Origin of the sequence: Rhodococcus erythropolis NBRC 15567 (assembly GCF_001552595.1) — a bacterium.
In the GTDB taxonomy this organism is placed as follows: domain Bacteria; phylum Actinomycetota; class Actinomycetes; order Mycobacteriales; family Mycobacteriaceae; genus Rhodococcus_F; species Rhodococcus_F erythropolis.
In genome coordinates, this window is sequence record NZ_BCRM01000028.1 from 56,418 (window position 1) to 75,036 (window position 18,619).

14 protein-coding genes are annotated in these 18,619 nt (G+C 62.9%); 7 read left to right on the top strand and 7 right to left on the bottom strand.

All coding sequences use genetic code 11. The features are described 5' to 3' along the window. Positions 1–18: 18 nt before the first annotated feature. From RE4_RS26240 to RE4_RS26265, 6 genes are all read right to left on the bottom strand, one after another. Positions 19–1,554 carry a PucR family transcriptional regulator gene (locus tag RE4_RS26240; protein ID WP_020906015.1) on the bottom strand — a complete coding sequence of 512 codons (1,536 nt, stop codon included), beginning with the start codon at positions 1,552–1,554 and terminating at the stop codon, positions 19–21. After that, positions 1,551–2,609 (bottom strand): DUF917 domain-containing protein, encoded by a 1,059-nt coding sequence (locus RE4_RS26245; RefSeq protein ID WP_020906014.1) that lies wholly within the window; start codon positions 2,607–2,609, stop codon positions 1,551–1,553. The genes RE4_RS26240 and RE4_RS26245 overlap by 4 nt, the downstream gene beginning before the upstream one ends. Before the next feature lie 6 nt (positions 2,610–2,615). Further along, positions 2,616–3,725, bottom strand: a complete 1,110-nt coding sequence (locus tag RE4_RS26250) for an S-methyl thiohydantoin desulfurase family protein (protein ID WP_021333725.1) — start codon at positions 3,723–3,725, stop codon at positions 2,616–2,618. Further along, positions 3,722–5,302, bottom strand: coding sequence for a hydantoinase/oxoprolinase N-terminal domain-containing protein (locus tag RE4_RS26255; RefSeq protein WP_021333724.1), 1,581 nt, complete (start codon positions 5,300–5,302; stop codon positions 3,722–3,724). Before RE4_RS26255 ends, RE4_RS26250 begins: the two co-directional genes overlap by 4 nt. A 30-nt stretch (positions 5,303–5,332) precedes the next feature. After that, a complete protein-coding gene (locus RE4_RS26260; protein WP_060939647.1) occupies positions 5,333–6,700 on the bottom strand; it encodes a purine-cytosine permease family protein in 1,368 nt (455 codons plus the stop codon). Positions 6,701–6,851: 151 nt separating this feature from the next. Next, the gene (locus RE4_RS26265; RefSeq protein WP_047889582.1) at positions 6,852–7,583 is read right to left on the bottom strand and encodes an SDR family oxidoreductase; all 732 of its coding nucleotides are present in this window, start codon (positions 7,581–7,583) and stop codon (positions 6,852–6,854) included. A gap of 244 nt (positions 7,584–7,827) precedes the next feature. On the opposite strand from RE4_RS26265, the gene RE4_RS31335 reads away from it, so the two are divergent. Continuing rightward, on the top strand, positions 7,828–7,968 hold the full coding sequence (locus RE4_RS31335; protein WP_003941170.1) for a hypothetical protein: 141 nt from the start codon (positions 7,828–7,830) through the stop codon (positions 7,966–7,968). Between the two features lie 15 nt (positions 7,969–7,983). Here RE4_RS31335 and RE4_RS26270 read toward each other — a convergent pair whose 3' ends face one another. After that, the gene (locus RE4_RS26270) at positions 7,984–8,448 is read right to left on the bottom strand and encodes a hypothetical protein (protein ID WP_020968287.1); all 465 of its coding nucleotides are present in this window, start codon (positions 8,446–8,448) and stop codon (positions 7,984–7,986) included. Positions 8,449–8,451: 3 nt separating this feature from the next. On the opposite strand from RE4_RS26270, the gene RE4_RS26275 reads away from it, so the two are divergent. The 6 genes from RE4_RS26275 (at position 8,452) to RE4_RS26300 (ending at position 18,612) form a co-directional block, all read left to right on the top strand. Continuing rightward, positions 8,452–8,754 (top strand): ribosomal protein L7/L12, encoded by a 303-nt coding sequence (locus tag RE4_RS26275; RefSeq protein WP_228117932.1) that lies wholly within the window; start codon positions 8,452–8,454, stop codon positions 8,752–8,754. A 428-nt stretch (positions 8,755–9,182) separates the two neighbouring features. Next, positions 9,183–11,036 (top strand): BCCT family transporter, encoded by a 1,854-nt coding sequence (locus RE4_RS26280; RefSeq protein ID WP_060939649.1) that lies wholly within the window; start codon positions 9,183–9,185, stop codon positions 11,034–11,036. A gap of 122 nt (positions 11,037–11,158) precedes the next feature. Further along, a complete protein-coding gene (locus tag RE4_RS26285; protein WP_060939650.1) occupies positions 11,159–15,052 on the top strand; it encodes a Pls/PosA family non-ribosomal peptide synthetase in 3,894 nt (1,297 codons plus the stop codon). Positions 15,053–15,063: 11 nt separating this feature from the next. Beyond that, a complete protein-coding gene (locus RE4_RS26290) occupies positions 15,064–16,365 on the top strand; it encodes a M1 family metallopeptidase (protein ID WP_047888186.1) in 1,302 nt (433 codons plus the stop codon). A 148-nt stretch (positions 16,366–16,513) separates the two neighbouring features. Then, the gene (locus tag RE4_RS26295; protein WP_020906005.1) at positions 16,514–17,029 is read left to right on the top strand and encodes a hypothetical protein; all 516 of its coding nucleotides are present in this window, start codon (positions 16,514–16,516) and stop codon (positions 17,027–17,029) included. 11 nt (positions 17,030–17,040) lie between these two features. Beyond that, positions 17,041–18,612 (top strand): flotillin family protein, encoded by a 1,572-nt coding sequence (locus RE4_RS26300; RefSeq protein ID WP_020906004.1) that lies wholly within the window; start codon positions 17,041–17,043, stop codon positions 18,610–18,612. The last annotated feature ends 7 nt before the right edge of the window (positions 18,613–18,619 follow it).

Sequence of the window (18,619 nt, forward strand, 5' to 3'; positions counted from 1 at the left end):
AAGCCGCGAAGATCTCCGTCAGGGCGCGATGGTCCGGCAAGCAAGGTGGAGCGCGAGTCTCGTTTCCGGATCTGCGAGATCCACCGAGAGAAGGCGCTGAATTCTATCGATCCGACTCGATACGGTGTTGCGGTGCAAGCCCATTCGGGTTGCGGTGTGAGCCAGAGACGATTCTTCGTCGAGGTACGTCGACAGAGTCTCGAGCAACTCTCCATTCGAATCGCGTAGCGGCGCGAGCAGCGCCGCGGCTGCGGGCTGAAACGTGTCGGTTCGCGTCCACGCCAGCAGCAACTGCGCCAGCCCCAGGCGGTCCACGTGCAGGAAGCGGCCTGTCTGCGACCTCGAACCCGCGAGCCGAGCGGCATCCCCGGCCTCAGACAGGGACGCACCGATTCCAGCCGGACCGTCGTGTGCGCGTCCCACACCGACCCAGGTCTCCATCGTGGGTTCCAACCTCGCCTGAGCTGCACGGATGCTCTCGGCGATCCTGGTGATCGACTCCGGTCGCGGCTCGCCCGGCAGAGTGGTCCACGCTGCCCAGCCGTCAGCCTGTTCCACGACATTGGCGTCGATTCCCTCGGCGGCGAGGGCGTCTGCGACCTCACTGCGCCTGGCCACCAGGTCGACCTCACCGACCGCCAGGACTTTGATGCCGATATGCCATCCGTCCAGTGCCCAACCCGCGTCGAGTGCGCGCCGGAGCAGTCCGGGTGTGGCGTCTGCTGACGTGTCGATCAGTTCACCGAGTAGCGCGCTACGCCGGCGCGCTTCACGCTCGTCGACCATGCGTGCAACGGCCAGTCGGTGCCCGGCAGCCAACGAGGCCACGTCGAGAACCACTGAGAGAGAAGCCTCTTCGACGCTTTGACGCACCGGGAGCAGCACCGCCAGCCAGGGCTCTCGGGCTGCGCCGGACATCACCGGGCACGCAATCAGGACCCCGCCGGAGTCCAATTCAACAGTGGTGGGCGCCCCGCGGCCCGACAACATACCGGCGGCTGCTCGATCAGCGTCGGACAACAAATCGGCGCCGGTCAGCGGGCGTCCGGACGCGTCCAGGAGGATGAACGAACGCTGAAATGTGTTCAGCAGCACCGACAGAAGATTCTCGACGCTTCCGCCGGCCCGCTGGCCCGCGTGTGTCGCCCGCAGTACCGCGTCGGCCATCACCGCCCGCGAATTCGAGAGAAGATCACGAAGATCCACGCTGAACTGCCACGGGTCGGATACTCCGAGCACCACCAGTCCGAGGCGATCGGCAAGCAACGAGAGATTCGCATCCTCCGCCGCAGTGCTGTGTACCGCGAGCACCCGGCAGCCGGTCGCCGCCGTGCGTCGAAGGAGAGCGTCGAATCTCCACTCCCCGACGTCGATTCGATCGAGAATCACCAGAACTGATCCTGCACCCGCCGCACCCGACACGGCCTCGGCTGACTGTGCCGATTCCCCGGTGAGCGCTCCCACTGTCGTCACGACGGGATCACCTTCGCCGGCAAGTCGATACAACCCGACAAAAATCGGGTTGTTCAGCAACGCCGACACACTCGCGCTCATTGCGCCTCCATCAGCACTGCGTCGTGGTCGATCCCGAAGGCCCGCGGGCCGACAACTTTCAACCTGCTCACATCTTCCGCCCACCACTGAGGGCCGGGCAGAACCAACACGGCCACGTCCTGCCCCTGGTGCACTGATTCGCACGAGACGAAGGCACCGGTCCGGACGTCGAGCAACGTCACGATGTCCGGACATGTCGCAATCATCTCGCCGTCCGACGCGACGGTCAGGAACTCACTTTCGAATTCGACTCGTATCACCGCAGAATCGTGTTCGAGAATCACGTTGCCCCGACGATCGCCGGCGTTCGGGCGACTACGACGCACCGCACGCACCCGGCCTGTCCCCATTACTCGCCCCCCGGAGCTTTCGGCGATCTCCCGCCAACTGCCGAGGGTCCCGACGTGCTGACCCAGTTCATATGCTCGGGACAGAGTTCCCGGAATGCACGCCTCCTGCACAGTCCGCGCATCGATCGACGCGATCGCCAGAGCGCCCCAACCGCTGGTTCTCCCGATCAACGACCGCACTGCTACCTCGGCGCCCAGCACATCCACTCCGTCGACGACGGTAATGAGGCCGCCGGGCTGGGCGAGAGTGACCGGGCACAATTCCAACCCGGCTGCGGCGAGAGAGAAGTGATCGAGCCGAGGCATCGCTCGACCGAGCAGGTCCGCGTCGACCACGGGAATCCCCAACGCCAACGCCGCCGCAATGCCGGAGAGAGCGTTGAGTCCACCGCCTTCGAAAGTCATCACCGCGGTCGGACGTTTACCAGTCCACCGCGTCAAAGCTGCTGCAGTGTCGGCAAACTCATGCCCGGAGGGCAGTTGCTCTTCCAAAGCCAGGGCCGATCCGACGATTCCCACCGGCATGATCATCGCCCCGGACGGCAACTGGTCCGGCGCGATGACTTCTACCGACGTTGACGTCATCAGTGGACGCAGCATTTCCACGAACAGGCGTGGATCGCCGCCCCCACCGCAGCCCAAGACCACCGCCCCCGCTGCGATCGCGTCGAGGTCGGCCTCCCGGACCGCGTGCAGCCTGCTCACGGCTCGCTATTCTGCCAGTACAGGTTGCTCGAGTGTCTCCACCGGCAGGAACGGGCGATCGAGTCCGAAGCTTGCCGGGCCGAAGACCGCCAGTGCCTCCGGTGTTCTCATGATCGGCGGAGTCGCGATCCCGATGACCGCAACTCGCTGCCCGTACCGCAAGCCCTCCGTGGTGATGGGCTCGGCAGTGTCGGCCTCGACGATGCAGATAAGGTCTGGCACGATCGCCACCATTACTCCGGATTGCACGGCGATCAGATTTTCGTTCTGGAATTGAACTTCCAGCTCTTCGTCTCCGACGCCGGCGATCCGCACCGAACCTCGAGCGAACCCCTCATCGGTTCGCCGGTCGACATCGATCACCTTGCCGTGAAAGAGAACTCGCCCGTATCCGTAAAGCGTGTCGGAGAGACCGTCCACCAGCGCCTGAACCGGGTCCACCCGCTGCTCACGTGAAAGCCTGATGGACCGACCGATGGCCAAGGCCAACGACAGAGTCCGTGGGATCGCCGTCCGCTTCACATCTGCACCCGTCATCGAGTACTGCGCGATATGCGCCATCCCACCGAACCTCGACGTCACCCCGCGAGCGAGGCCCTCCAATCTGGCGTTGTCGCTGCCGGTGTCGAAGATCGCCACCTCGTCGTGCTCGTTCGCCATGGCGAGCGGACTCGCCGAAATCCCGTACACCGAGAAGGTTTCCATCTCGAGCTGAGGAAAGGCTCGTCCCATCCCGTCGGCGTCGACAACCGGCAGTCCGCGCCGCGCTGCCACCAGCAACGGAATCATCGAATTGATCCCGCCGCACTCCATCGGCATCGTGGCATCTGCAGTTCGCCCCGTGTGCTTCTCCAATGTGATCAGCGCCAGCTCGGGTTCGGTTCCGCGCGGCATCTTCTCGACCACGACGGTCGGTGCACCCATCTGCGCGACGGGGATCACCCACGCGTCGTCGTCGAGCTCCTCCGGATCCAGAATCGTGATTTCACCGGCTTCCCCGAGCGCCTGCGTGACCAACATCTTGCCGACGAACGGATCTCCCCCGCCGCCGGTCCCCAACAAAGCTGCGCCCCTGGCGAGGTCGTCGAGGTCTGCCTTTCGTAGTGTCCAACTCATCGTGAGCCTTCCTGACCGGTGGAGACCAGACCACTGTGCAGTGCCAAGTCACCGACTGCCTTCACTCGAATACGTGTTGCGTTGCCCGGCAGATACGGAATCGGGACCTCGTCGAACTCCACGATCTGCACCGACTCGGGCCGTGCGCCTGCTGCGACTGCCCGATCGATCGCCTCCTGGCGAGCGTCGTCGGCAAGAATCTGCCTGCGCCCGTCCCGTACCGCTTCGACTCGATCTACCTCACCACTGACCTGCGCGATCGCAGCGCCGATCGCATTGGCAACGTCGAAGCGCTCAGGACGAATCACCGTTCCCAGGCCGGGAAGTTCGTGCTCCAGCAAAACCGATCCCCCGCCAACCGCCACAACGGGAAGTGGATCCGACGTGGTCCGCATCTGTTCCACGGCGTCGGCGACCCGGCGCGAGATCCGGTCGAGTGCCGTCGACACCAGACCGCGGTCGAGGTGCGCCACCGCACTGCGATCTCCGACGTCGGCCAAGCCTGCCGCGACGGCTATGTCGGTGGCCGTCAACGTGTCACCGCCGAATACGAGTGCCCGTGAACCCAATTCGTATCCCACAGATTCGGGTCCGACTGTGAGTCCGTCCGCATCCACCAGCGAACCACCACCGATACCGATCGAGAAGACGTCCGGCATACGGAAATTGGTCCGTACCCCCGCGACCGTCACCTCCGTGGTGGCTTCTCTGGGGAAACCGTTGGTCAGTACGCCCACGTCGGTAGTGGTGCCCCCGATGTCGATCACCGCACAGCTGGCCAGACCGGACAGAACAGCGGCGCCTCGCATGGAGTTGGTCGGTCCCGACGCGAAAGTCGCCACCGGATAACGCCTTGCGTACTCGATGTCCATCAAGGTTCCGTCGTTCTGGCTCAGATACAGCGGTGCGGCGATGCCGTGCTCGACCAAAGAACTGGCAAGACCGTCGACGATGTGATCGGCAAGCTCGCGCAGCGCAGCGTTGATGATGGTCGCGTTCTCCCGCTGGAGTAGACCCACTCGACCGATCTCGTGAGAGAGCGAAATTGCGACGTCCGGACCGAGTTCCTGACGCACGATCTCCGCTGCCGCCGCTTCGCATTCGAGATTGACCGGAGAGAACACCGACGATATTGCGACCGAACGAGTACCGCTGCGAGCCATGTCGGCGGCATGGCGACGAATCTCGTCGGGATCCAGCGGTGAGATACGACGACCGTCGAACTCGTGCCCACCGTGAGCGAGGTAGTGCCTTCCTTGCACAGCGGAGACCAGGTCTCGCGGCCACCCCACCATCGGCGGAAGCGCTGCGGTCGCCGGAAGCCCCAATCGCAGAGCCGCTGTTGGTGCAAGTCCTCGCTGCTCGATGAGAGCGTTGAGAAAGTGCGTCGTGCCGATCATCACTGCTTGAACAGCGCTGGGAGAGAACGAGTACTGCTGCTGCAGCGCCGTCAGAGCTCCGCCGATTCCGCCGGTAATGTCCTTGCTGGTCGAGTGTTTGACATGCCCGATGACGGTGGTCCCGTCCATCAGGACCGCATCGGTGTTTGTACCACCGACGTCGATTCCGATTCGCATCGCGAACTCCCTTCTACAGTGTTTGCAGTGCTAGTGCGTGAGCGCAGATGTTCCCGAAGGCTCTTGCGGCGCTTCGGTTGTGGTGCGTCCGACCCCGCGAATCAGGCCGAGTCGACCCGCGACGACGTAGAGAACGAATGCCGAGGCCACCGCGTTGATGGACGGCAAACCGAAGGTGCTGTAATGCCCGATCAGCGCCGAGACGATCCAGATCACCAACGTGGTCGGTACCCAAGTGGGCGCCGAGTTCGGGAGGGTACCCGCGGCTCGACTCTCTTCCAGGTCCTTGCGCCAGGTCTTGACGATGAAGTACTCCGCCACCATGATTCCGGCGATCGGCGGGAATCCGACGCCTAACAGGATCAGGAAGTCGGTGAACGAGTTCAGGATTCCGGCAGCCGCGAGGATCGAACCGGTCACGCCGACCACAGCGGTGACGACGGCGCGATTGATGCGTCGCCCGAACACTACGTCGATGAAGTTCACGATGCCGAGCCCCGAGCTGTACAGGTTCCAGTCGTTGATCTTGAAAGTTCCGAGAACAATGATGAGAACGCCGACCCAGCCGACCGACGACAGGATGATCGTGGCGATGTCGGAACTGCGAACGGCATGCGCAAGAAGTACACCGGTCAATCCGATCACGTATTCGCCTAATGTGATTCCGACGAGTGTCTGCTTCACGACGTCACCCGCCGTGCGGTTGAATCGCGTCATGTCGGGTGTGATCACTGCTCCGGCAATGAAACCGCCTGCGACGATGGTGGTTCCGGCGAGGAAGCTGAGCTCCGGCCCGGCTGGAGCAGATGCCATCAGATCTGACAGCGAGTGATTACGCAGTTCGGAGATGACGGCCCAACCCACCAGAAGCAGGAACAGGGGAACGGTGATGTTGGCGATCAGCTGCATGGAGCCGAACCCGCGAAGGACTATCGCGGTGATCAGAAGGCCGAAGACCAGGGCCCACGCCCACTGCGGCAGAAACGGCATGATTCCGTGCAAACCTGATGCAGAGACAGCAGATTGGATGCCGAACCAACCGATGAGGCTGACTCCGATCACCAGGCCGATCACCGCGGAACCAGCGTGCCCGAATCCACACCAGCGTGCGACCACCGACGTGTTGAGCCCTTCACGAACCCCGATGATGCCGATGAAAATACAGACAACCTCGAGAATCACCGCCCCGACTGTCAATGCCCAGAAGGCATTCCAGAACGTCATGCCGTAGCCGAGCGTCGCACCGAGCAGGAACTGTGCGAGTGCCGAAACCTGACCGAATCGCTGTACTGCCACCGAGAACCACGAATACCGTGCTTCGTCGGGAACGCGGGTGAGCGCGTAGTCGTCACCGTCGGACACTTCACCGCCGGCGGCGGTCGTTGATGTGTTTTTCATGACGGACTCCTCGAATAGTTGGGAAGTGTTCTCGGAGAAGACGGTACGAATGTGGTCGGGGTCACGCCTATGGGCGAATTGGCGTTTCTTCGTGTTACGACAATGCATTTCGCACAGTCGTCATTTCACTCAGTCGTCAAATGGCACGGGCCTAGCGCAACGCGTACCCGCCGTCGGGGTACAGCGTGGAACCCGTTGTGTACGTGTTGGTGAAGAGATAGAACACCGCTTGTGCAATCTCGTCTTCGTTCCCGACACGGCCGAGCACGTTGTTCTCCGCACTCCAGGTGAACGCCGCCTCCCGAACCTCCGCCGGGCGCTGAGCCCACAGATGCCCGTCGATGGTTCCGGGAGCAACGGTGTTGACGCGAATCGGCGACAGTTCGACCGCCAGCCCCCGCCCGAGTCCCTCGATTGCCGCATTGGCCGCAACGTAGGCCGCGGCAGCCGCGGGTGGCCGCACACTGGCAGCACCGGACATGAGGACCACCGATGCGGTGGGTGTCAGCCTGTCGAGCGCAGCGTGCACGACGCGGTACTGCCCCCAGAACTTGGAGGTGAACGGCGACGCCGCTTCCTCGACGCTCTGTTCACGGAACGAGCCGACCTGGTAATCGGCAGCCGTGGTGAAGAGAGCGTCGACGCTGGGGATGTTGGTGAAGAACGCTTTCACCGAGTCGTCGTCGGAGGTGTCGACGGTGAACCAGTGCGCCGCCGCACCCAGCTGCGTGGCCGCTGCTTCCAGCTTGGATGCGGTTCGGCCACCGAGAACTACCTGCGCGCCGGCGTCGACGGCAAGCTGCGCCACCCGCAGCCCGATGCCTGTTCCGCCGCCGATCAGTACGACGGTCTTGCCTGAGAGAGGAGAAGGTGTCGTTGTCATTTAGCGACTGTAAGGCTCACCGAATTGTCCCGACATGTGCAGAATGCACAGATTTCACTACGCCACGGTGCTAAGTATCCAGACTAAGCCGGTAGAGACTGCCGCCCCCAGGGATCTCACTTGACTGAGTTTGCTGCGTCGAAACTGCCGTCACATGCACTCCTCCTTCGAGTTCGCTTGTAACAAAACAACTCCCACGACCGAAAATGTCGGTGAACCACAACAGCGAAGGGAAGTAACGAATATGGGATCAGCAGATGTCATGGCCTGGCTCGCCGAGGGTTACCTCGCCGGCGACCCGATTCGCTATCCGCTCTACGTCGGATCGATGTTCCTCGCGATGCCGTTCCAGTTGATCGGCGTAATTCTGGGTCACCCCTTCTGAGTCGCCCCTATTGAGTCACCCCTTCCGAATCGTCACATCAGGCCAGGGCGGTCGACGTAGAACGGCCAGGGTTGCGATCACCGCGGCCGCCAACCCGATGAACTCCCCCATCAAAGCCGCCCTGGTGTGATCGACGGCCGGTGACCACGACGGCTCACCCTCGTGGATCGAGAACACTCCCACTGGCACCGGTATCGGGTCGCCCCGCCACCGCCGGTGTAGACGCGAAACCGTGATGATCGTCGATCCGTCGCTGGTCTGGTGAGGTTCTCCGAAGATCGTCGAGGTCCCTGATTCCCCTCGAAATCGCTCCACCGCATCACGAATCTCCATGATCTCCATCGTCGCACCGAAACAGCAGCCCCGTGCGAGTATCGATCGATGGCCGAGTGGTGGGTACCGAGCAGGCGCGTCGAGCGATGGGGCCAGACGATTGGCCTCGTCCTGCTCGTAGTCGTAGTCGGTCCGAGCACCATCCATACAGTGGCCACGGAACCGACAACCGGTAATTGGGTTCGCCTGGCAATCTGGCTTTTCGCGACGGTCGGATTTGCCTACGGCACCGTCCAAGCCTGGCGAACCAGGAACAATCCTCAACCGGCGTGGGGGGAAGGGACAACTGCCCCCACCGAAATACCCGCCGACGACGTCCGTAGCGCACTCGCGTCGACTGACGACCGTATTCCGGCAATCAAGGCACTACGCGAACTGCATCCGGGCTTGGGTCTGAAGGATGCGATGGATCTGATCGACGCTCAGCGGGGCGAACAGGGCCCGCATCACTGATAGTTGCGACCATCACAATCACAGTTAGGTATCGACACCTGACCGCCACGATCGGGCAAGCACACCAGGAGTTAACCACCTGACAGACAGGCTGTTTCGCCGAGTTTGACAAATGTGGTCAATCGGTGAGCGTCGACTCGACCGATTCAACTCACCGTACCAATCGAATTCGCCGTTCAGCATTCCACTCATGGCCCAATGCCACTATTACCCAACGATTTACAACCGGAACTACGGTATCCAGTGAGAACTTTCGCGACAGTGCAGCATCTTTCGTCCAGTTGAGTTGACCGAAACTTGACGTTACGTTGAATTTCAAAGCAATAGCCCGGTCTTGACCTGCGATGGTGTGAGCGCAACGCCCACCTACGCGTGACACGTGGCTGCCCGTATGGGCGCTGTGAATGCCTGATTGTTCGAGGAGTGGAATGACTGCGGTCAAAACTGCGTGGCGTGAACTACGGAAACCCGTGTTCATCCCCGCGTCGATAGTGATCTTTGCCCTGATCGCCTTTGCCGTGATCTATGCGGGAACCGCTGCGGATGCTTTCGAAACTCTCAACAACGTGATCAGCGACGGCGTCGGCTGGTGGTACATCCTCTCTGCTACCGGTTTCGTGATCTTTGCGCTGTACTGCGGAATCAGCCGCATCGGCAACATCCGATTGGGGCGCGACGACGAGCAACCCGAGTTCGGCATGCTCTCGTGGTTCGCGATGCTCTTCAGCGCCGGGATGGGCATCGGCCTCGTGTTCTACGGAGTGGCAGAACCCCTTTCGCACTATGTGAACCCTCCCGTCGCCGGGCAGATCGCGGGATCCACGGACGCCGCAGCCAATCAAGCGATGGAACTGACGCTGTTCCACTGGGGCCTTCATGCATGGGCGATCTACGTCGTCGTCGGCCTTGGTCTGGCGTACATGACCTACCGCAAGGGTCGTCCGCTCTCGATCCGTTGGTTGCTCGAGCCGCTCCTCGGACGGGCTCGCATCGAAGGAAAGATCGGCCACGCCATCGACGTCGTCGCCATCGTCGGCACGCTGTTCGGTGTCGCGACGTCGCTGGGCTTCGGTGTCCAGCAGATCTCGGCCGGCCTCGACTACCTCGGCTGGGTGGAGACCGACAACTGGTTGGTCATCACCATCATCGTCATCGTGACGGGCATGGCCACCTTCTCGGTCGTCTCCGGCGTCACCAAGGGCCTCAAGTGGCTCTCCAACATCAACATGATGCTTGCTGCCGCGCTGGCCCTGTTCGTCCTGATTCTAGGACCGACATTGTTCCTGATGCAGTCGTGGGTGCAGAACCTCGGCGGATACGTCCAGGCCTTGCCCGAGCTGATGCTGCGCACGTCCCCGTTCGCCGAAGACGGCTGGCAGGGTGCATGGACCATCTTCTACTGGGGTTGGTGGATGAGTTGGGCACCGTTCGTCGGCATGTTCATCGCGCGCATCTCACGCGGCCGCACCATCCGCGAATTCGTCTTCGGTGTGCTGCTGGCCCCGACGCTGGTTGGTTCGTTGTGGTTCACGATCTTCGGTAACTCCGGCATTCTGCGTCAGCGCAACGAGGGCACGATGCTCGACGCATCCGGCGCAGTGGACACCAACACGTCGCTGTTCACGCTTCTCGACGGACTTCCGCTCGGAACGATTTCGAGTGTTCTCGCGATCGTCGTGATCGTCTTCTTCTTCGTCACGTCCGCGGATTCCGGCTCGATCGTCATCGACATCCTTGCGACCGGTGGCAGCTTGGAGACCTCCAAGATCACGCGTGTCTACTGGACGTTCCTCTCCGGTGCCGCGGCCGCAGTTCTCCTCATCGTGGGTGGCAGTGGATCGCTCACGGCGCTGCAAACCGTTGCCATCGCCACGGCGGTACCGTTCTCGGTCATCATGGTGCTGGCATGTCTGTCGATGCTGAAGGCGTTCCGATACGAGGTCGCGTCGGCACCACGCTATCTGCGGGTTTCTACAAATACCTCGGCATCGACCGACGTTCCGCAACCCACCGAAAAGCGGCTCCGCGATCTGAAGATCTCGTCGACCTTCGCCGGGCTCACTCCGTCACAAAGCGGGATCATGACGGATCCCTCCGACGCCCACATGCTCGTCGCGGTCCACGAAGTTCCCGCCCATGCGGTCAACATCGACCCGGATACCGGCGCCGTCGACTTCTCCGAGGAATCGAAGGTCGTCGATCCGCTGGGCGGAGAGGTGTTCGACACACCCGAGTTCGCCGACTCGGCAGAAGGCCACGCGCAAGCTGCCAGTACGGACTGACCGGCACGTTCGGCATGTTGCATTAGGCATATCTGTTCACCAACTCGCAAACTTGTCATGAGACTTTCAACTCGACAGTTCGCAGGACTCTAAGTTTCGTGAGTAGAACAGGACCAACGGGTTTGCCACTCCAGTCGCAGTCGGAGACGGAACAATCTTTCGGGATTCCGTCCGTATTCCTACGGTCGGCGCATGCACCTGCGCCGCGCACGCTCATCGACATCGTGCGGGCCTCAGCCGAGGCCAACCCGGAAGCACCTGCCATCGACGACGGCGACACCACACTGTCGTACTCGGAGTTGCTCGACGAGATCGCGCTCGGTGCGCGCTGGCTCGGTGATGCCGGCGTCGGCGCAGGTGACCGCGTCGGAATCAGGATGCCGTCAGGTTCGCGTTCGCTGTACGTGGCGATCCTGTCGATCCTCGCGGCGGGCGCCGCCTACGTTCCCGTCGACGCCGACGATCCGGAAGAGCGCGCCGAGTTGGTGTTCGGCGAGGCGCAGGTAGCGGCAATCATCACCGGCGACGGAATCCAGCCGGGGACGGCGCCGAAGCGGCTCGAACATCCACCGGTTCGCGAACCCGAACCCGAGGACGACGCCTGGATCATCTTCACCTCAGGATCCACGGGCACCCCCAAGGGCGTCGCGGTCACTCACCTCAATGCCGCAGCCTTCGTCGACGCCGAGGCGCGCATGTTCCTCCAGGACGAGCCCATCGGGCCTGGTGACCGCGTCCTCGCGGGACTCTCCGTGGCATTCGACGCGTCCTGCGAGGAGATGTGGCTCGCGTGGCGCCACGGCGCCTGCCTCGTCCCGGCTCCTCGTTCGCTGGTTCGCAGCGGCATGGACCTCGGCCCGTGGCTGGTCTCGCGTGACGTCAGCATCGTCTCCACTGTGCCGACGCTTGCGTCTCTGTGGCCGGCCGAGGCCCTCGAAGCCGTTCGACTCCTGATCTTCGGCGGCGAAGCCTGCCCACCCGAACTGGCAGAGCGCCTGGCCGTCGAGGGCCGCGAGGTCTGGAACACTTACGGCCCCACCGAGGCAACCGTCGTCGCCTGCGGCGCACTGATGGACGGCAAGAGCCCCGTCAGCATCGGCCTCCCCCTCGACGGCTGGGACCTCGCCGTCGTGGACGCCCAGAGCAATCCCGTCGCGGTCGGTGAGGTGGGCGAGCTGGTGATCGGCGGCGTCGGCCTCGCCCGCTACCTCGATCCCGCGAAGGACGCCGAGAAGTACGCGTCGATGCCCTCTCTCGGGTGGGAACGCGCCTACCGAAGCGGCGACCTGGTCCGGCTCGAGACCACCGGCCTGATGTTCCAGGGCCGCGCGGACGATCAGGTCAAGCTCGGCGGCAGGCGCATCGAACTCGGTGAGGTCGACAACGCCTTGCAGAACCTGCCGGGCGTGAGCGGCGCTGCCGCAGCCGTGAAGAAGACTGCAGCCGGCAATCAACTCCTCGTCGGATACATCGCCAGCACGGATCCCGACTTCGATCTCAAGGCCGCTCATGCACTGCTCAGCGAACAGCTCCCAGCAGCCCTCGTGCCGCGTCTGGCGTTGATGGACGAACTTCCGACGCGTACGTCAGGCAAGGTCGACCGCAATGCGCTGCCGTGGCCGTTGCCCGGCGCCGGTGAAGATGCGGGGGCCGCGTTGGGCCTCGACGGCACCGCTGCCTGGGTTGCCGGCCTGTGGGGTTCGATCCTGGGCGCGCAGATCACCGGACTCGACGACGACTTCTTCGAAGTGGGCGGCGGATCCCTCTCTGCGGCTCAGTTGGTGACCGCCCTGCGCGAGCGGTTCCCCGAAGTGACCGTCGCACAGCTCTACGACCATCCACGGTTGGGATCGCTCGCCGAATATCTCGACGAATTGGCACCCACCGAAACTGTGGAGCCGCGCATCGTCGCTCCGACACCCTTGAAAACTCAGCTCGCGCAGATCGCCGTCACCGTTCCCCTCACGACGCTCACCGGACTGCAGTGGGTGACGTGGCTGGCGATCGCGAACAACGTCCTCGGCTGGTTCGTCGACGTCAGCTGGGCGCCCACGGTCTCGTGGTGGTGGATCCTGTTGGCATTCATCGTGTTCATCACGCCGATCGGGCGCATGACCATCGCTGTCGTCGGAGCGCGCCTGCTCCTGCGCAAGCTGGAACCGGGCACGTATCCCCGAGGCGGTAGTGAACACCTGCGTCTGTGGATAGCGCTGCGACTCACCGAAGCCAGTGGCGCAGCCAACCTTTCGGGCGCACCGTGGATGCTCTACTACGCCCGCGCCCTCGGCGCCGACATCGGCAGCGGCGTCGATCTCCACACCCTTCCTCCCATCACCGGCATGCTCGAACTCGGTAACGGCTGCTCCGTCGAACCCGAAGTCGACCTCTCGGGCCACTGGATCGACGGCGACGTCATCCACATCGGTGAGATCAAGATCGGCGACGGCGCCTCCGTCGGTTCACGCTCGACGCTTCTGCCCGGCGCGCGTATCGGTCGGGACGCCGTCGTCGAACCCGGATCTGCGGTGTTCGGCCGAGTGAAGGCAAACCAGCAGTGGGCCGGCTCCCCCGCCACCAAGGTCGGGAAAGCGAATCATCCTTGGCCGGCCGAACATCCGAAGCGCGCACCCGGCTGGGTGCCGGTATACGGCGTCACCTCGGTCTTCCTGGCCGGTATGCCGATCTTCGCGCTGATGGCCGGAATCGCCTTGATCGGTTGGTGGATCCGCGACACCGACACGCTCGCGAGTGCAGTGCTCCAATCGCTGATCATGCTTCCCGTCGCGACCATCCTGAGTTTGCTCGTCTTCGCAGTCGTCACACTGGTGGCCGTTCGTCTTCTCTCGATCGGGCTGACCCCCGGCTACCACCCTGTCCGCAGCCGCATCGGCTGGCAGGTGTGGGCGACCGAACGCCTGCTCGACTCGGCCAGAACCTTCCTCTTCCCGCTCTACGCGAGCCTGCTGACGCCGGGATGGCTCCGCCTCCTCGGCGCCAAGATCGGCAAGAACGTCGAAGCATCCACCGTGCTCCTCCTTCCCAAGTTCACGACGGTCGCCGACGGCGCATTCCTCGCCGACGACACCATGGTTGCGAGCTACGGCCTCGGCGGCGGCTGGATGCACATCGAACAGGCCAAGATCGGCAAGCGTGCGTTCCTCGGCAACTCCGGTATGACCGCCCCCGGTCGACGCGTCCCCAAGAACGGTCTCGTGGCGGTTCTGTCGGCCACCCCGTCCAAGGCCAAGTCCGGATCATCGTGGCTGGGTAGTCCACCGGTACGTCTGAGAAGGGCTGCCGGGGACACCGACGCCGCCCGCACGTTCAATCCGCCCATGCGCCTCAAGATCGCCCGCGGAGTGGTCGAAACCTGCCGACTGATCCCCGTCATGGTCACGTTCGGCATCGGTCTCGGTGTTCTGTTTGCACTCGAAGCACTGGTCGGCGCCGTCGGATTCTGGTTCGCGGCTCTGTTGAGCGGCGTAATTCTGCTCGTCGCCGGAGCAGTGGCCGGCGCGATCACCATCGCCGCCAAGTGGATCGTCGTCGGACGCATCGCCAAGGTCGAGCATCCGCTGTGGAGTTCGTTCGTCTGGCGCAACGAGGTAGCCGACGCGTTCGTCGAAACCGTCGCGGCGCCGTGGTTCGCTCGCGCAGCGACTGGTACTGCCGTACTCAACATCTTCTTGCGTGGGCTCGGGGCCAAGATCGGCAAGGGCGTTTGGTGTGAGTCGTACTGGCTACCCGAGGCAGATCTTGTGACTTTGGGCGACGGAGCGACAGTGGAACGGGGGTGCGTCGTGCAAACTCATCTCTTCCATGATCGGATCATGTCCATGGACACCGTCACCTTGGGAGCAGGAGCAACGCTGGGACCGCATTGTGTCGCGCTACCCGCAGCCGGCATCGGCGCGGGAGCGACGGTAGGGCCTGCATCTCTGGTGATGCGAGGTGACACCGTTCCGCCCTCCACCCGCTGGCAGGGCAATCCGATTGCACCGTGGGTGGCGTCGTGAAGCCGAACAGAATGCTCGAAGAGCCGCTCGATCCGTACCTGCCACACAACGGCAACCGCGGTTACCGCGTGTCTCGGTACGAATTGGAACTGACGTACAAGGTCTTCAGTAACCGTCTCGCCGGCAAGGCAGTCATCACCGCTGTCACCACCGAGAGCCGATCCAAGTTCAGCTTCGACCTCGCGCAGAACCTGCAGGTGTCCAAGGTGTCCGTCAACGGTGCCCGCGGCACCAAGTACGCGCACTTGAACAACAAGCTGATCATCACGCCGTCTACCAAGATCCCCGCGGGCGGTGCCCTGTCGGTCACCATCGCGTACAGCGGCAACCCCGAGCCGATCAAGAGCCTGTGGGGCGAAGTCGGCTGGGAGGAACTCGACGAAGGAACTTTGGTCGCAAGTCAGCCCAACGGCGCGGCGTCCTGGTTCCCGTGCGACGACCATCCGATTTCCAAAGCGTCGTACCGCATCTCGATCACCACCGATTCCCCGTTCTATGCCCTCGCCAACGGCAAGCTGATCCGCAAGCAGACCCGTGCGAGTCAGACGACGTGGGTCTACGAGCAGACCGAACCGATGGCAACCTACCTGGCGACGATTCAGATCGGTCAGTACGAGCACCGACAGGTGAGCGCCGGGCCGGTACCGGTCTTCGCCGTTCACCCACCTCGGCTGCGCGCAGCGTTCGACGTCGACTTCGGGCGCCAACCCCAGATGCTGGAGGTCTTCGGAAAGCTGTTCGGCCCGTATCCCTTTGCCGACTACACCGCTGTGGTCACCGACGACGAACTCGAAATCCCCATCGAAGCGCAGGGACTCTCGATCTTCGGAGCCAACCACTGCACGGGTAGGCGCGGTTCCGAACGTCTTGTCGCACACGAGCTTGCCCATCAATGGTTCGGCAACAGCCTCACTCTCGGGCAGTGGTGCGACATCTGGCTACACGAAGGCTTTGCCTGTTACGCGGAGTGGATCTGGTCCGAGAATTCCGGTGGCCCATCCTCGAACCAACTCGCGACCAACGCCTATCAAGGGCTCGGGCGTAAATCTCAGGACTTGATCGTCGCCAATCCCGGGCCTGCCCTGATGTTCGACGATCGAATCTACAAGCGGGGCGCGTTGACTCTGCACGCCCTGCGCGGCGTTCTCGGAGACGAGAAGTTCTTCGAACTGATTCGCCAGTGGACTACGAAGCATCGGCACAGCACGGTCAGCACCGAGCAATTCACCGATCTCGCTTCACGTTTCACCGACACCCCACTGCGCCCTCTCTGGGATGCTTGGCTGAATCAACGCCCGCTACCTCGGCTTTGACGCTTTCCCCCAGCCGTAGCACCACGCCGAAACATTCCGAATGCGCCGATTAGCTTTGTCTTACCTTTACTATAGAGGTGGGCCGAGGGACGACCCCGACAACACAATTCTCAGGGCACGCTTCCTCGACAGGTAGATCGGGGGATCGATGTTTGTTGTATTCACAATATGTTTCGTGATCGGGGTCGTCGCCCTGATCGGAGCCTTTGCCGTCGGCGAGGTTGCAGATCTGGGCGGCGGCCACGCAGACGGGCTGCCATTTCTGAGCCTGACAACTTTGGCCACAGCACTTTTCGGCTTCGGCGCCGGCGGCGTAGCTGCCACTCTCGCGGACGCTCCGACGTTGGTAGCGGTGATTGCAGCACTCGCACTCGCCGCCGTTCTCGTTGTCGTCACGCGCGGCCTTCTTCTCCCCTATCTCCTTAAACAACAAGATAATTCGCACATCGGGCGCAATTCATACCACGGACTGTTGGGCACGGTCACCCTCACCATCGCAGCCGAAGGTTGGGGAGAAGTCTCGTTCGTCGACGCCGAAGGCAATCGCGTCCAGGCCAAGGCCGTCAGTGCACAGCCGATGGTTCTCACCACCGGCACCACCGTCTACATCGCCGATGTAGACGATCAATACCTTCACGTCGTCACGGTTGACGACGCGATCTAAGGACTCGATACATGCTGCCAATCATCATCATTGCGGTTGTAGTCGCAGTAATCATCTTCATCGTTCTCCCCGCGATCTACGTGAAGAACTACGTCAAGGTCCCGCCGAACGAAGTGGCGGTCTTCACCGGACGAGGCAAGCCGAAGGTCGTCCGCGGCGGTGCCCGGTTCAAGATTCCCGGCATCGAACGTGTCGACATCATGTCGCTCGAGCCGTTCAACGTCAGCATCAATCTCAAGAATGCGCTCTCCAACGACGGTGTTCCGGTCAACGTCGAGGCAGTCGGCCTGGTGCGAATCGGTTCCGCCGACGAAGCGGTTCAGACAGCGGTGCAACGATTCCTGACTTCCGACCTGGACGAGCTCCAGCAGCAGATCAATGAAATCCTCGCGGGCAGTCTGCGCGGAATCACCGCGACCATGACGGTCGAGGATCTGAACTCCAACCGCGACTCCCTCGCTCGCAGCGTGGTCGAGGAGGCAGGCGGCGACCTCGCCCGCATCGGCATGGAAGTCGATGTCATCAAGATCGCGGGAATCTCCGACTTCAACGGCTATCTCGAATCGCTCGGTCAGCGCCGCATCGCCGAGGTCAAACGTGATGCCGCGATCGGAACTGCTGAAGCAGAGCGTGATTCGCAGATCCAGTCGGCAAAGGCGCGACAGGCAGGTTCCGTCGCACAAGCCGAGGCCGACACCGCGATCGCGAGTGCAAATCAGAAGCGCGACGTCGAACTCGCTCGCCTGCGAGCACAGACCGAAGCCGAGAACGCAGAAGCCGACCAGGCCGGACCTCTCGCGCAGGCAACAGCCGAGAAGGCCGTCGGCATCGCACGTGAGCAGGCCGAGGCGGCCCGCGTCGAAGCTCGCACCGAGGTCGAGCGTCGTCGCGCCCAGCAATCGGAAGCGGCATTGCAGGCAGATGTCATTGCACCGGCCGAGGCCGAACGCCAAGCCTCGATCGCACGCGCAGAGGGTGAGCGACAGGCCGCGATCCTCCGCGCCCAGGCACAGGCCGAGTCAGCAAGGCAGGCCGGCGGTGCTCAGGCCGATGCACGAAAGCTCGTCGCCGACGCCGTTCGCTCTGAGCAGCAGGCTGATGCCGACGGCCTTCGAGCACGTCTGGAAGCCGAAGCAGACGGCCGCAAGGTAGCGGCAGACGCCGTCCGTGCCGAGCAACAAGCCGAGGCGGATGGTTTGCGCGCCAAGCTCGAAGCCGAAGCTGCCGGTAAGCGTCAGATCGCCGAGGCGCTCAATTCCTACACCCCGCAGGCCGCGCAGTTGCTCACTCTGCCTGATGTTCTGGCAGCATTGGTCGACGCCACCGCAGCAGCAGCGAAGCCGGTCGGCGACATCGACCGCATCTCCATCGTCGGCGGCAGTGATGGGGCCCAGGGTTCGATCGGCTCGATCCTGGGCATCAGCCCCCAGGTGATCGCCGGCGTCATCGAAACTCTCGAAAGCTCAGGCGTCGATATCACCGGATTGCTCAACGGCCTGAACAAGACCGCATCGGTTCCGGTTGGTTCGGTACACAATTCGGTCCACAATTCGGAAAACGGTTCCGCAACTGTAGACGCGTGATTTCGCC

Excerpts from the sequence above, each read along its gene's own strand:
- RE4_RS26240 (WP_020906015.1), bottom strand. The coding sequence starts at position 1,554 with ATGAGCGCGAGTGTGTCGGCGTTGCTGAACAACCCGATTTTTGTCGGG.
- RE4_RS26250 (WP_021333725.1), bottom strand. The coding sequence starts at position 3,725 with ATGAGTTGGACACTACGAAAGGCAGACCTCGACGACCTCGCCAGGGGC.
- RE4_RS26255 (WP_021333724.1), bottom strand. The coding sequence starts at position 5,302 with ATGCGAATCGGAATCGACGTCGGTGGTACAAACACCGATGCGGTCCTG.
- RE4_RS26260 (WP_060939647.1), bottom strand. The coding sequence starts at position 6,700 with ATGAAAAACACATCAACGACCGCCGCCGGCGGTGAAGTGTCCGACGGT.
- RE4_RS26265 (WP_047889582.1), bottom strand. The coding sequence starts at position 7,583 with ATGACAACGACACCTTCTCCTCTCTCAGGCAAGACCGTCGTACTGATC.
- RE4_RS31335 (WP_003941170.1), top strand. The coding sequence starts at position 7,828 with ATGGGATCAGCAGATGTCATGGCCTGGCTCGCCGAGGGTTACCTCGCC.
- RE4_RS26270 (WP_020968287.1), bottom strand. The coding sequence starts at position 8,448 with ATGGATGGTGCTCGGACCGACTACGACTACGAGCAGGACGAGGCCAAT.
- RE4_RS26280 (WP_060939649.1), top strand. The coding sequence starts at position 9,183 with ATGACTGCGGTCAAAACTGCGTGGCGTGAACTACGGAAACCCGTGTTC.
- RE4_RS26290 (WP_047888186.1), top strand. The coding sequence starts at position 15,064 with ATGCTCGAAGAGCCGCTCGATCCGTACCTGCCACACAACGGCAACCGC.
- RE4_RS26295 (WP_020906005.1), top strand. The coding sequence starts at position 16,514 with ATGTTTGTTGTATTCACAATATGTTTCGTGATCGGGGTCGTCGCCCTG.
- RE4_RS26300 (WP_020906004.1), top strand. The coding sequence starts at position 17,041 with ATGCTGCCAATCATCATCATTGCGGTTGTAGTCGCAGTAATCATCTTC.